We start from the raw sequence: 13313 nt of genomic DNA, 5'->3' as shown, positions 1-13313 counted from the left end.
TTGTGATATCTTTCACGAGCAGGGGCCCCCAATGCACATGCTCTGGGGGTAGCAAACGCTCGCTTGACAACTCGTTTCTGGAGCACTGATGCAGGCCAACGACGTGCGCGTACTCAAGAGCGCCGCGCTGCCCACCTTGGCGGTGGGGGTGGTCGCCGTCGTCGTGGCGCTGCTGCTCTCCGGAGGCAAGGGTGCGCTGGGCGCGGCGGTCGGAACGTTGCTGGTCGGCGTTTTCTTCAGCATCAGCGTGGTAGCCGTGTCCTATGCCTCCCGGATCTCCCCCCAGATGATGGCCATCGCCGCGATGGGCAGTTATCTCGTCAAAGTGGTCGTCATCATGCTGATGCTGGCCACTTTCGGCGATACCACCGCCTGGAATTCGAGGGCGTTCGCCTGGTCCGTGGTGGTCTGCACGATCGTCTGGACGGCCTTCGAGGTTCGAGCGTTCATCAAGACGAAAATGCTGTACGTCGATCCCGACGCCAAGGTTCCCGGGCATGGCGACTCATGACGAAGCCAACAGGTAAAGGGATGAGGCCTGATATGACTAGTCCTCTCCTTGCCTGCTATCGTCAGGCGCGCGATGAGCGAACAGAAACGCCGGCCGGAAGACGACGGCCAGGACTTCGCCAACGCCGCATGGTCGATCCCCAGCTACCTGCTCGCCGGGATGGCGATCTACGGCGGAGCTGGCTGGTTGCTGGACCGTTGGCTCGACACGTCCGCGTTCTTCCCCATAGGCGTCGTCCTGGGGGTCGTGCTGTCCGTGTATCTGGTCTACCGCAAGTACGGTCGCTAGCTCCGCACCGCGACCACTTTGCTGAGGAAATCCTTGTGATCCACTACGACGTTGAAGGGAACGCCGCGTGATTGCGCTGACGGTCCTCGCTGACGATCAGTTCGGGGCGCCGACGCCTCACGAGCTGTTCGATCTTCCCCCCATCATTCCTGGGGTCGACTGGTTGACCAAGCCGGTTCTGCTCGCCATCCTCACCTCGATCGTCGTGATCGTCTTCTGCTGGTCCGCCTTCGCCAACCCGAAGATCGTGCCCAGGGGTGTGCAGAACGTCGCCGAATACGGTTACATGTTCGTCCGCGACCAGGTCGCCCGGCCCTTCCTGGGCAAGGACGCCGACCGCTACATGGGCCTGCTGGTCACCCTTTTCTTCCTGGTGTTCCTGTGGAACATCATGGGCGTCATCCCGATCATCCAGTTCCCCGTGGCCTCGCACATCGCCTTCCCAGCGGTGCTCGCGCTGACGATCTACGTGCTCAAGGTCTACCTCGGCATGAAGACCCAGGGCCCGATCGGCTACTTCAAGAACATGATGTTCCCGCCGGGGCTGCCGAAGCCGATCTACCTGCTCCTCGCGCCGATCGAGTTCCTGTCGAACCTGATCATCGCGCCGTTCACGCACGCCGTGCGACTGTTCGCGAACATGTTCGCCGGCCACATGCTCCTGGCGTTCTTCAGCATGGTGGGCTTCTGGTTCCTGTTCGAGAAACTGACCCCGCTCGGCGCGCCCGTCGGCGTCATCGGCGTCGTCATGACCATTATCTTGACCGGGTTCGAGATGTTCATCCAGTTCCTGCAGGCGTTCCTGTTCGCGATGCTGGCCGCGATGTACATCGGTGGATCGCTGCACCCAGAGCACTAGAGAACCAACGACCGGAATATCCATGACCGGTGAAACTCCGATCACCGGCCGTCCAGTAAAGGAAAACAGCAATGAGCGTTCTCGCTGAGGTCTCCGGCAACGTCACCGCCATCGGTTACGGTCTTGCCGCCATCGGCCCCGGCATCGGCGTCGGCATCATCTTCGGTCAGGGCGTGCAGGCCATCGCGCGCCAGCCCGAGGCTTACGGCCTGATCCGCCAGAACATGCTCCTCGGCTTCGTCCTCACCGAGGCCCTGGCCCTCATCGGTCTGGTCGCGCCGTTCATTTTCGCGCAGCTCTAAGACCAGAAATCTCTGACGAAAGGCTGCAGACATGATCAAGGCAGCTACGCTCCTCGCGGCGGAGGGGCCTGCCAACCCTCTGATCCCGCATCCCTACGAGCTCGTCGTCGGTATCTTCTCGTTCTTCGTCGTTCTCTTCGTCGTCGGCAAGCTGCTCGTCCCGCGTATCCAGAAGACGCTGGCCGAGCGCACCGACGCCATCGAGGGTGGCATCAAGAGGGCAGAGGAGGCCCAGGCGGAGGCGCAGGCGCTGCAGCAGCAGTACCGCGACCAGCTCGCCGAGGCCAGGCACGAGGCCGCCCGGCTGCGCGAGGAGGCTCGCGAGCAGGCCGCGCAGATCAAGGCAGAGCTCCGCGAGGAGGCGCAGGCCGAGGCCCGTCGCCTCGTCGAGGCGGCGCACGCCCAGATCGAGGCCGACCGCCAGGCGGCGTTCGCCCAGCTCCGTACCGAGATCGGTCGTCTGTCGACGGATCTGGCCGGCCGCATCGTCGGCGAGTCCCTTGAGGACGAGGTCAGGCAGCGCCGCACGGTCGACCGGTTCCTCGACGAGCTGGAGCGCTCGGGCGCAGAGGCGGTGCGCTGATGCGTGGTCTGAGCAGGAGTTCGCTGGCAGAGGTCGAGGAGCGGTTCAACGCGGTCGCCGGTAGCGCCGACCTCGGCACCCTCTCCGACGAGCTGTTCGCTGTCGCCGACCTGCTCGACCGGGAGCACGGCCTGCGCCGTGCCATGTCCGACCCGGCCAGGCCCAGCGAGCAGAAGGCGCAGACGCTGCGCACGCTGCTCGCGGGCAAGGTCAGCGAGGCCGCGCTCGCCACGAGCGAGACCGCGGTCTCGGCCAAGTGGTCGCGCCCCGGTGACCTGGCCGACGCGCTGGAAAGGTTCGGCGTCGCGGCCGCGACCGCCGAGGCCGAGAGCCTCGGCAAGCTCGACGACGTGGAGGACGAGCTCTTCCGCTTCGGCCGCATCGTGGCCGCCAACACCGGTCTGCGTCGCGTCCTCGTCGACCTGGCCGTCCCCGAGGAGGGCAAGCGGCAGCTGCTGCGCGACCTGCTCGGCGGCAAGGTCGCGGAGCCCAGCCTGCGGCTCATCGCGCAGGCTGCCGTACATCCGAGAGGACGTAGCCTGGAAGCGGGCCTGGAGGAGTTCGGCCAGCTCGTCGCTCAGCAGCGCCAGCGCCTCGTCGCGGTGGTGCGCAGCGCGATCGCGCTGTCCGAGGAGCAGAGGCAGCGCCTGAGCGCGTGGCTACGCACCTCCTACGGTCGCGACGTGCACCTGAACGTCGAGGTGGACAAGCGAGTGCTCGGTGGGTTCTCGGTCCGCATCGGCGACGAGATCATCGACACCACCATTGTGGGACGAATCGAAGAAGTCCGCCGCCGGTTGGCCGGCTAGGCGAATAGGGAGACAGAGTAGAGATGGCGGAGCTTACGATCCGGCCGGACGAGATCCGGGACGCGCTTGAGCGCTTCGTCCAGGCGTACGAACCGGAAGGCGCCGCGCGCGAGGAGATCGGGACCGTCGTCGACTGTGGCGACGGCATCGCCCATGTCTCCGGCCTTCCCTCGGCGATGGCGAACGAGCTGCTCGAGTTCGAGGGCGGCACGCGCGGCCTGGCACTCAACCTCGACACCCGCGAGATCGGTGCCGTGATCCTGGGTGACTTCAGCGGCATCGAGGAGGGCCAGACGGTCCGCAGGACGGGTGAGGTCCTGTCCGTGCCCGTCGGCGACAACTTCCTCGGTCGCGTGGTCGACCCCCTGGGCAACCCACTCGACGGCAAGGGCGCCATCGAGGCCGAGGCCATTCGTGCCCTCGAGCTGCAGGCCCCCACCGTCGTCCAGCGGCAGCCCGTGAAGGAGTCGCTGGCCACCGGCATCAAGGCGATCGACGCCATGACCGCGATCGGCCGTGGTCAGCGCCAGCTGATCATCGGTGACCGCGGTACCGGCAAGACCGCGATCGCCGTCGACACCATCCTCAACCAGCGCGAGAACTGGGCCTCCGGCGACCCCGCCAAGCAGGTCCGCTGCGTCTACGTCGCGGTCGGCCAGAAGGGCTCGACCATCGCGCAGGTGCGCGCTCGCCTGGAGGAGGCCGGCGCGATGGAGTACACCACCATCGTCGCCGCCCCTGCCTCCGACCCCGCTGGTTACAAGTACATCGCGCCCTACGCCGGCTCGGCGATCGGTCAGCACTGGATGTACCAGGGCAAGCACGTCCTGATCGTCTTCGACGACCTGACCAAGCAGGCGGACGCGTACCGCGCCGTCTCCCTGCTGCTGCGCCGCCCGCCGGGCCGTGAGGCCTTCCCCGGCGACGTCTTCTACCTCCACTCCCGTCTGCTGGAGCGCTGCGCCAAGCTCTCTGACGACATGGGTGGCGGCTCGATGACCGGTCTGCCGGTCATCGAGACCAAGGGCAACGACGTCTCGGCCTTCATCCCGACCAACGTCATCTCCATCACCGACGGCCAGGTCTTCCTCGAGACCGACCTGTTCAACGCCGGTGTGCGTCCGGCCATCAACGTGGGCGTCTCGGTGTCCCGAGTCGGTGGCTCCGCGCAGGCCAAGGCCATGCGGAAGGTCGCGGGCACGCTGCGTCTGTCGCTGTCGCAGTACCGTGACCTGGAGGCCTTCGCGGCCTTCGCCTCCGACCTGGACGCCGCGTCGAAGGCTCAGCTGGAGCGTGGCCAGCGGCTGGTGGAGCTGCTCAAGCAGCCCCAGTACAGCCCGTTCTCGCTGGAGCGCGAGGTGGCCTCGATCTGGGCGGGCACCACGGGCGAGCTGGACGAGGTACCGATCGAGGACGTCCGTCGCTTCGAGTCCGAGTTCCTGGACCACATCCAGACCTCGCACAAGGGCATCTTCGACACCATCCGGGAGACCAGGGACCTGTCCGACGACACGGTGACCGCTCTGAAGGACGCCGTCACGGACTTCAAGAAGAGCTTCACCACCTCTTCGGGCGAACTGCTGGTCAAGGACGAGCCGGTGGCGCCGCTGGGCGCCGAAGAGGTCGGCCAGGAGAAGATCAAGAAGGTCGTCCGTCCGGCGGAGAAGAAGTAGGACATGGGTGCCCAGCTAAGGCTGCTGCGGCGGCGGATCAGCTCGGTCAAGTCGACCGCGAAGATCACGCGCGCCCAGGAGCTCATCGCCTCTTCACGGATCGTGAAGGCGCAGCAGCGGATGCAGGCGGCGCTGCCGTACGAGCGTGAGATCACTCGCGCCGTCACCGGCGTCGTCAGCAACGCGGCGAGCGTCGACCATCCGCTGACCGTGGCGAAGGAGAACCCCGCCAAGGCGGGCGTCCTCGTCGTCACCAGTGACAGCGGGTTCTGCGGCGGTTTCAACGCCAACGTGCTGCGCGAGACCGAGGCCCTGCGCGGGCTGCTGGAGAGCCGCGGCCTGACCGTGGTCCCGTTCGTCACCGGGCGCAAGGGTGTCACCTGGCACTCCTTCCGCGGCCGCGACATGGGCGGCCAGTGGGTCGGCTTCTCCAGGAAGCCGTCCTACGCCGACGCCAAGGAGATTGCGCAGACGCTGATCGACTCGTTCAAGGACGAGAACGGGATCGACGAGATCCACATCGTCTCGACCGAGTTCGTCTCGATGCTGACCCAGAACGTCGTGGTCAAGCGCGTCCTGCCGCTGGAGGTCGAGGAGACCGAGGCGACGGAGGCCACCGCGATCCCGCCGTACTTCGAGTTCGAGCCGACCGCTGCCGACGTGTTGGAGTCGCTGCTCCCGCGTTATGTGGAGTCCCGTATCTTCACCGCGCTGCTGCAGTCCGCGGCCTCGGAGGAGGCCGCACGGCGCCGCGCGATGAAGTCCGCGACCGACAACGCCAACGAGCTCATGCGGGTGCTCACCCAGGAGATGAACCAGGCTCGCCAGGCGGAGATCACCCAGGAAATCAGCGAGATCGTCGGTGGCGCCAACGCGCTCGCTGACGCCGCAGCGGGGAAAGAGTGAAATGACTGCAGAGGCTGTTGAAAACGTAGAGGCCGCGGCGGCCGGCACGGGCCGCGTGGCACGTGTCACCGGCGCCGTCGTCGACGTGGAGTTCCCCGTCGAGGCGATGCCGGACATCTATAACGCTCTCCAGGTCGAGGTGACCCTCGGCGGTGAGACCAAGACCCTGACCCTGGAGGTCGCCCAGCACCTGGGCGACAACGTGGTCCGGACCATCTCCATGCAGCCCAGCGACGGCCTGGTCCGCGGCCAGGCGGTCAAGGACACCGGCGCTCCCATTTCGGTGCCGGTCGGCGACGTCGTCAAGGGCCACGTGTGGAACGCGCTGGGCGAGACGCTTGACGTGCCGACCTCGTCGCTCAAGATCTCTGAGCGGTGGGGCATCCACCGGCCGTCCCCGGCGTTCGACCAGCTCGAGTCCCGCACCGAGATGCTCGTCACGGGCATCAAGGTCATCGACCTGCTCACGCCGTACGTGCAGGGTGGAAAGATCGGCCTGTTCGGCGGCGCCGGCGTGGGCAAGACCGTTCTGATTCAGGAGATGATCCGCCGGGTCGCCCGCAACTTCGGTGGCACCTCGTGCTTCGCCGGCGTGGGTGAGCGCACCCGTGAGGGCAACGACCTCTGGCTGGAGATGGAGGAGGCGGACGTCCTCAAGGACACCGCGCTCGTCTTCGGCCAGATGGACGAGCCGCCGGGCACCCGTCTGCGGGTCGCGCTGTCGGCGCTGACCATGGCGGAGTACTTCCGCGACGTGCAGAAGCAGGACGTGCTGCTGTTCATCGACAACATCTTCCGCTTCACGCAGGCGGGTTCCGAGGTGTCGACGCTGCTCGGCCGCATGCCGTCCGCGGTGGGTTACCAGCCGACGCTGGCCGACGAGATGGGTGTGCTCCAGGAGCGCATCACCTCGACGCGCGGTCACTCGATCACCTCCATGCAGGCGATCTACGTGCCCGCCGACGACATCACCGACCCGGCGCCGCACAACGCGTTCGCGCACCTCGACGCGCAGACCGTGCTCTCGCGGCCGATCTCGGAGAAGGGCATCTACCCCGCGGTGGACCCGCTCGACTCCTCCTCCCGCATCCTCGACCCGCAGATCGTGGGCGAGGAGCACTACCGGGTGGCCCAGGAGACCAAGCGGATCCTGCAGAAGTACCGCGAGCTCCAAGACATCATCGCGATCCTCGGTATCGACGAGCTGTCCGAAGAGGACAAAGTCACGGTGCAGCGGGCGCGTCGCATCGAGCGGTTCCTGTCGCACCCGATGTACGCCGCCGAGGCGTTCACCGGCCAGCCGGGCGAGAACGTGCCGCTGGACGAGACCATCGCCTCCTTCAAGGGCCTCTGCGCGGGTGAGTACGACCACCTGCCCGAGCAGGCGTTCTTCATGGTGGGCGGCATCGACCAGGCCATCGCCAAGGCCAAGGAACTCGAGCGCCGCTAAATCGCCCCACGGTGGCGGCGCGGCGACGCCGTGCCGCCACCTGATCGGAAAGGAACCTACACCAGTGGCGAAGCTACGCGTAGGGGTTGTCTCACCCGAGCGTGAGATCTGGTCGGGCGAGGCCGACATGGTGATTGCCAAGACGGTCGACGGCGAGATCGGTATTATGCCGCAACACGCACCCGTGCTCGGCGTCCTCGTCGAGGGCGGCGTGCTGCGGGTCAAGCGTGAGGGCGAGGACGAACTCGTCGCGGCCGTGCACGGGGGCTTCATCTCCGTGGCCGACGACGAGGTGTCGATCCTCGCCGAGGTGGCCGAGCTCGGTTCCGAGGTCGACGTCGCGGCTGCCCGCGACGCTCTCGAGCGGGCCCAGGCCTCGGTCGAGGCCAACCAGGAAGACGTCGACGCGGCGATCGAGGCCAAGCGCGCCAGGGCCCGGCTCCGCGCCGCAGGCGAAGAGGTCTAGGTCTACCGACAACTCAGGGGGCGGCATGGTAGCGGCGGTTCTGTTCTTCGTGTTGCTGCTTGCCGCCCTGGCGGTCCTGCGCTGGTTCACGCTGGTCCGCTCCAGGGGAAGCGTCCCCTGTCGGCTGCGTGTGGGCGACCACAGCTGGCGGAGCGGGGTAGCCCGATACGCCGACGGGGAACTCCACTGGATCCCGCTCATGGGTGTGCGACTCAGGCCGCGCCACGCTATCGCGAGGCGCGGCCTGATCGTTTCTGCCCGCAGGGAGCTGGAGGGCGGGCTGTACGCGGTCGACTGCTCCGGCTCCACGCGTGACGTCTCCCTGGCGATGAGCGCCGACGCGCTCACGGGGTTCCTCGCCTGGCTGGAGTCGGCGCCGCCCAGCGCGTACCTGGACGTCGCCTGACTCGCTCGGCGTGCCGGATCCTGTGATCTAGCGGGTCGCTCCCGGCTTCCACAGCACCTCGTTGCCCGCGTGTGCCACCCGGCAGGCGATGAACAGCAGGTCGGAGAGCCGGTTGAGGTACTTGGCCGTCAGCGGGTTCATGTCGTCGTGCTCGTGCAGCGCCGACCAGGTCGTCCGCTCCGCTCTTCTGACCGTGACCCTGGCCACGTGCAGGTGCGCCGTCGCCGGGTCGCCTCCCGGGAGGATGAAACTGCGCAGCGGCTTCAGTCCCGCGTTGAAGCGGTCGCACTGCTCTTCCAGCCAGTCGATGGAGGGCTGCTCCACCCGCAGCGGCGGGAACTCCGGGTTCTCCACGACCGGGGTGGCGAGGTCGGCCCCGAGATCGAAGAGCTCGTTCTGGACGCGTCCGAGGACGGCCGTCAGGTCCTCCGAGAGCGTCCCGTGCGACAGGGCCACGCCCAGGTGCGCGTTGGCCTCCTCCACGTCCGCGTAGGCCGCCAGGCGCGGGTCCGTCTTGGACGTCCGGCTCAGGTCGCTGAGCGTGGTGGTGCCGTCGTCGCCGGTGCGGGTGTAGATGCGGGAGAGGACGACTGGCTTGTCCTTGTCTGCGCGCGTCATGGCCTCAGCGTAATGACAAATGTCACCTCGGACGGACTCAGGATCCATATCCGGCCCGTGATTTCCGCGACTACCTGGGCGTATCGCCCGCAAGGCACGATTACCGCATGACGAAGGAGTGGATCTGATGCTCGAGATCAGTGAACTGCGCAAGCGCTTCGCGGGCGGCCCGGACGCGCCGGACGGCAAGGTCGCCCTCGACGGGGTCAGCTTCACTGTGCGCCCGGGTGAGATGTTCGGGTTCGTCGGCGCGAACGGCGCCGGCAAGACGACGACGATGCGGATCGTCATGGGGGTGCTCCAGCCCGACTCCGGCTCGGTGAGCTGGCAGGGCAGGCCGCTTGACCACGCCGACCGCCGGCGGTTCGGGTACATGCCGGAGGAACGCGGGCTTTACCAGAAGATGCGGGTGGCCGAGCAGGTCGAGTATTTCGGGCGGCTGCACGGCATGAGCCCGTCCGCGGCCGGGAAGGCGACCGAGGAGCTGCTGGACCGGCTGGCGCTGACCGAGCGCAGGAACGACGCGGTCGAGTCGCTGTCGCTGGGTAACCAGCAGCGCGCCCAGCTCGCCGTCGCCCTGGTGCACGACCCCGAGGTGCTCATCCTGGACGAGCCGTTCTCCGGCCTCGACCCGATCGCGGTAGACGCGCTCGCCTCGGCGCTCCAGGAGCGCTGCCGGGGCGGAGTGCCGGTGATCTTCTCCAGCCACCAGCTCGACCTGGTCGAGCGGCTGTGCGACTCGGTCGGCATCGTCTCGGCCGGTCGGATGGTCGCCAGCGGCACCGTCGACGAGCTGCGGGCGGCCGAGAGCCACACCCTGCGCGTGGTGGTGCGCGACCCCGCGCCCGGCTGGGCCGACGGCCTGCCCGGGACGGTCACCGTCAACGGCGACCGGCACGTGCTGGTCACCCAGGACGGCGACGACCAGGAGATCCTGCGCCGTGCCCTCAAGGCGGGGCACGTCGAGCACTTCGGCGCCGAGCAACCGACCCTCACCGACATCTTCAAGGAGGCAGTGGCGTGAACGGCGTGATGCTGGTGGCCCGGCGTGAGATCACCACGCAGATCCGGACCAGGGCGTTCCTCATCGGCCTGCTCATCACCGCCGCGCTGGTGGGCGCGGCGGCGTTCGCGCCGAAGGTCTTCGGCGGGCCCGACTCCTACAAGCTCGGCACCGTCAACTCCCAGCAGCTGCCGCTGAAGGCGGCCGCCCCCGACGCCGAGATCGAGTGGCGGACCTTCCCCGACGAGGCCGCCGCCAAGAAGGCCGTGCTGGACGGTGACGTGGACGCGGTGCTGGTCAACGGCGCCAAGGTGATCACCGACGGGGAGATCGACCAGCAGCTCGGCGTCCTGCTGCAGAGCACCAACCGGGAGGTCAAGCTCGGCGCGGCCGGCGTGCGGATCGCGCCGTTGCAGATGGAGTCGGTCGGCGCCGACACCCGCTACCAGTCCGCCCGGACCGGGATCGCCGTGGTGCTGGTGCTCGTCCTGTTCATGCTCATCATCGGGCAGTCCATGATGGTGGCCATGGGCGTGGTCGAGGAGAAGGGCAGCCGGATCGTGGAGATCCTGCTCGCCTCGGTGCGTCCCTGGCAGCTGCTCGCCGGGAAGATCCTCGGGCTGGGCGTGCTGGGGCTGATCAACCTGGTCACGATCCTGGTGGTGGGCGTGGCCGCCTCGGTCGGCTCGGGCCTCGCGACCGACTTCCCGCCCGGCATGCCCGGCATCGTGGCAGGGGTGCTGGTCTGGTTCGTGCTCGGGTACGCCTTCTTCGCCACGCTCGCGGCCGCTCTCAGCTCGCTGGTCTCCCGCCAGGAGGAGGTGAGCAACGTGATGTCGCCGCTCACGATGCTCATCATGATCACGTACCTCGCGGCGTTCTACGCCACCAGCGACCCGACCGGCACGCTGGCCGAGGTGCTGTCGTTCGTCCCGCCGTTCTCGTCCATGGTCATGCCGGTGCGGATGGCCGCCGTGGACGTGCCGTTCTGGCAGGTCGGCGTGTCGGGCGCGCTGATGGTGCTGGGCGTGCTGGGTGTGCTGTCCGTCGGCGCGAAGGTCTACCAGCGGGCCGTGCTGCGCACCGGGGCCAGGGTCAAGCTCGGCGACGTGCTGCGCGCCAAGTAGATGGACGCGATCAAGCGGGCGCGACGCCTCACCCGGGGGGTGCTGAACTCGGTCCTGGTGGCGATGTGGGTCTGCGTCGTCGTCTCGACCGGCTTCATGCTCGCCCAGGGGCACTGGGTGCGCGTCGCTCCCGCGTTGATTGCCGCGATCTGCTTCACCTGGCTGTACCTGCGCATCACCAACGCCATCCTCGAGCGTCGGCACGCCACCAGGGACGTGGTGGTGGCCGGCGCTCTCGCCGTGTTCGCGGCGGCCGTGGGCGGGGCCGACCCCATCGGCTGGGGGTTCATGCTCATGGTCTGGCTGTCCATCGCCACCGTGGGGGTGTCACGGCGGACTGCCGTGCTCCTGACCCTGGCGACGTTCGCGGTCGCCGTCGCGCTGAGCGCCCTGTCCCTGTTCACGGGGCTGGACATGGCGCTGGCGGGCAGCGCCGACCGCGGTACGGTGCTGGTCTCCGTCATCGTGATCTACGCCATCATGAGCGCGGCGTTCCCGCCGTCCAACCGGATCTGGGCGTGGATCTGGACGCTCGCCGTCCAGGCGCACGAGGGGCGGGAGGCGCACACGCGGCTGGCGCTCGCCGAGGAGCGCCTGCGTTTCGCCCGGGACCTGCACGACCTCGTCGGGCACCAGCTCTCCGCCATCGCCGTCAAGACCGAGCTCGCCGTGCGCCTGTCGGACAGCGACGGCCCGGCCGCCAAGGCGGAGATGGTCGAGGTGAACAAGCTGACCAGGACCGCCCTGCGGGAGCTGCGGCAGGCCGTGCGCGGCTACCGCGACCTCGACCTGACCGCTGAGCTGAAGAGCGTGCAAGGGGTGCTCGAGGCGGCGGGGATCCGGTGCGAGGTGCGGCTGCCGTACCGCGACCTGCCGGACGGAGTGGCGCCGGTGTTCGCCTATGCTGTGCGCGAGGCCGTCACGAACGTGCTCAAGCACAGCATGGCGACCTACTGCGAGATCACCCTGCGTTTCACCGACGCCATGGCGGAGCTCCAGGTGCGCAACGACGGGGTGGCCCGCCGTCAGGGCGTCGATGTGGGAAGCGGGCTGACCGGCATGGGCGAGCGGGTCGCCGCCGTGGGCGGGAAGATGTCCGCTCTGCCGACGGGTGACGGGGCATTTGTTCTGACTGTGGCCGTGTCACTTCCGCTGCGTGGGTAGTGGAGGTGTCAGGTTTCGGCTCGACCTTCGCTGTATGGGAGGGTATGGCTACGCTGCGTGAGATGCGCGGCGGGCATGAGGAGGTGACATGCGCGTCCAGGGCAATCCACGAGCCCAGGTGGTGCGGATCGGTGCGCGGCTCGACGCCGGCACGTCGGCGGGGGTGCGCGAACGCCTGCACACGGCGGTCGACTCCGGGGCGGGCGACCTGATCCTCGACGTCTCCCGCCTGGAGATGATCGACGCCACCGGCCTCGGAGTGCTCGTGGGCACACATCGGCGCGCGCTCAGCGTGCAACGTCGCCTTGTCCTTCGGAGGGTGCCTCCGCGGGTCATGCGGACACTTGCGGTGACCCGGCTGAATCGGGTCCTGAACGTCGAGGTGCCCGCGGCCGCGGTGGCCTGAGGCGATGCCGGCGGTTCACGGGAGTGCCGCCGGCGGTCGCCGAACATATCGGAGCGGGCCGCGATCAGCCGTTGCCCGCTCTCTTCAGTTTCGGATGGCCCTTGACTCGGGTGTCCGGACGACCAATACAACGGTTATGCCGAATAGCTGATTATCGTCCTACCAGATTGCCTGATAATCACGAACCGTAATCGACACCTCACGGTCTACCGAGGGTCCGGCTGAAGATGTGCACGGCCACGGAGACCAGTTCGCCGACCTCTGGAGGATCGTCGGCCAGCAGCCATTCGATGAGCAGCTCTTGTAGCGCTCCAATTGCTCCACGCGCCACGAGGCGGCGATTGAGCGATTGTGATTCGGGGAAATCGGCCACCGCCTCCTCGACAAGCCTGGCGAAGGACTGCACCGCGCGCTGCCGCGAGGCCGCGAGAACGTCACCCGACCTGCGGACCTCCAGGTGCATGATGCGTGCCCTGCGCCAGTCGGCGGTGGTGAATTCGACGTACGCGCGAATCCCCGCCTCGATCCTGCCGTCAAGCGTGCCGGGGGCCTCTTGTAACGCTTTGGTGACGACGGCCAGGCTTTCCTCCACGCACCGCTCGTGGAGGGCTTGAAGGAGTTCCTCGCGCCCGCCGAAACATTCGTAGAAGGCGCGGTTGGAGATCCTGGCCTCCGAGCACAGCCTTTCGATCGTCGTCGCCGCGAATCCAGGCTTGGCGTATAGCGTGTAGGCGGCTGTCAT

The 13313-nt window shown here is 67.7% G+C and carries 17 protein-coding genes; 15 read left to right on the top strand and 2 right to left on the bottom strand.

The features are described from left to right. The first annotated feature begins 88 nt into the window (after positions 1–88). The 11 genes from ABT294_RS01810 to ABT294_RS01760 all read left to right on the top strand — a co-directional run bounded on the left by ABT294_RS01810 (position 89) and on the right by ABT294_RS01760 (position 8253). Positions 89–511, top strand: coding sequence for a Cg1360 family ATP-synthase-associated protein (locus ABT294_RS01810; RefSeq protein WP_350802813.1), 423 nt, complete (start codon positions 89–91; stop codon positions 509–511). Positions 512–583: 72 nt separating this feature from the next. Next, complete coding sequence (locus tag ABT294_RS01805; protein ID WP_350802812.1) at positions 584–799, top strand: AtpZ/AtpI family protein; 216 nt, start codon at positions 584–586, stop codon at positions 797–799. Positions 800–866: 67 nt separating this feature from the next. Next, positions 867–1658 (top strand): F0F1 ATP synthase subunit A, encoded by a 792-nt coding sequence (gene atpB / locus ABT294_RS01800; protein WP_350802811.1) that lies wholly within the window; start codon positions 867–869, stop codon positions 1656–1658. A 71-nt stretch (positions 1659–1729) separates the two neighbouring features. After that, positions 1730–1960 (top strand): ATP synthase F0 subunit C, encoded by a 231-nt coding sequence (gene atpE, locus ABT294_RS01795; protein WP_350802810.1) that lies wholly within the window; start codon positions 1730–1732, stop codon positions 1958–1960. A 31-nt stretch (positions 1961–1991) separates the two neighbouring features. After that, the gene (locus ABT294_RS01790; RefSeq protein WP_350802809.1) at positions 1992–2543 is read left to right on the top strand and encodes a F0F1 ATP synthase subunit B; all 552 of its coding nucleotides are present in this window, start codon (positions 1992–1994) and stop codon (positions 2541–2543) included. After that, positions 2543–3352, top strand: coding sequence for a F0F1 ATP synthase subunit delta (locus ABT294_RS01785; protein WP_350802808.1), 810 nt, complete (start codon positions 2543–2545; stop codon positions 3350–3352). The genes ABT294_RS01790 and ABT294_RS01785 overlap by 1 nt, the downstream gene beginning before the upstream one ends. Positions 3353–3375: 23 nt before the next feature. Continuing rightward, positions 3376–5025 (top strand): F0F1 ATP synthase subunit alpha, encoded by a 1650-nt coding sequence (gene atpA, locus ABT294_RS01780; protein ID WP_350802807.1) that lies wholly within the window; start codon positions 3376–3378, stop codon positions 5023–5025. 3 nt (positions 5026–5028) lie between these two features. Further along, the gene (locus ABT294_RS01775; protein ID WP_350802806.1) at positions 5029–5931 is read left to right on the top strand and encodes a F0F1 ATP synthase subunit gamma; all 903 of its coding nucleotides are present in this window, start codon (positions 5029–5031) and stop codon (positions 5929–5931) included. A gap of 1 nt (position 5932) precedes the next feature. Continuing rightward, a complete protein-coding gene (gene atpD, locus ABT294_RS01770) occupies positions 5933–7381 on the top strand; it encodes a F0F1 ATP synthase subunit beta (RefSeq protein ID WP_350802805.1) in 1449 nt (482 codons plus the stop codon). Between the two features lie 64 nt (positions 7382–7445). Next, positions 7446–7847 carry a F0F1 ATP synthase subunit epsilon gene (locus ABT294_RS01765; protein WP_350802804.1) on the top strand — a complete coding sequence of 134 codons (402 nt, stop codon included), beginning with the start codon at positions 7446–7448 and terminating at the stop codon, positions 7845–7847. A 25-nt stretch (positions 7848–7872) separates the two neighbouring features. Further along, positions 7873–8253, top strand: coding sequence for a DUF2550 domain-containing protein (locus tag ABT294_RS01760; RefSeq protein WP_350802803.1), 381 nt, complete (start codon positions 7873–7875; stop codon positions 8251–8253). A 27-nt stretch (positions 8254–8280) separates the two neighbouring features. Here the strand turns inward: ABT294_RS01760 and ABT294_RS01755 are convergent, their stop codons facing one another. Next, positions 8281–8871, bottom strand: a complete 591-nt coding sequence (locus tag ABT294_RS01755) for a cob(I)yrinic acid a,c-diamide adenosyltransferase (RefSeq protein WP_350802802.1) — start codon at positions 8869–8871, stop codon at positions 8281–8283. A gap of 127 nt (positions 8872–8998) precedes the next feature. On the opposite strand from ABT294_RS01755, the gene ABT294_RS01750 reads away from it, so the two are divergent. From ABT294_RS01750 to ABT294_RS01735, 4 genes are all read left to right on the top strand, one after another. Continuing rightward, positions 8999–9895 (top strand): ABC transporter ATP-binding protein, encoded by an 897-nt coding sequence (locus ABT294_RS01750; RefSeq protein WP_350802801.1) that lies wholly within the window; start codon positions 8999–9001, stop codon positions 9893–9895. Next, positions 9892–11001, top strand: a complete 1110-nt coding sequence (locus tag ABT294_RS01745) for an ABC transporter permease (protein ID WP_350802800.1) — start codon at positions 9892–9894, stop codon at positions 10999–11001. The genes ABT294_RS01750 and ABT294_RS01745 overlap by 4 nt, the downstream gene beginning before the upstream one ends. Next, complete coding sequence (locus ABT294_RS01740) at positions 11002–12165, top strand: sensor histidine kinase (protein WP_350802799.1); 1164 nt, start codon at positions 11002–11004, stop codon at positions 12163–12165. It begins immediately after the preceding gene. A gap of 88 nt (positions 12166–12253) precedes the next feature. After that, positions 12254–12571: an STAS domain-containing protein gene (locus ABT294_RS01735; RefSeq protein ID WP_350802798.1), complete on the top strand. Its 318-nt coding sequence runs from the start codon at positions 12254–12256 to the stop codon at positions 12569–12571. A gap of 199 nt (positions 12572–12770) precedes the next feature. Here ABT294_RS01735 and ABT294_RS01730 read toward each other — a convergent pair whose 3' ends face one another. Further along, complete coding sequence (locus ABT294_RS01730) at positions 12771–13313, bottom strand: TetR/AcrR family transcriptional regulator (RefSeq protein WP_350802797.1); 543 nt, start codon at positions 13311–13313, stop codon at positions 12771–12773.

The organism is Nonomuraea sp. NPDC000554 (assembly GCF_040300065.1).
Lineage (GTDB): Bacteria > Actinomycetota > Actinomycetes > Streptosporangiales > Streptosporangiaceae > Nonomuraea.
Note: the sequence above shows the minus strand (reverse complement) of the source record. Positions and strands in the feature narration are given on the sequence as shown.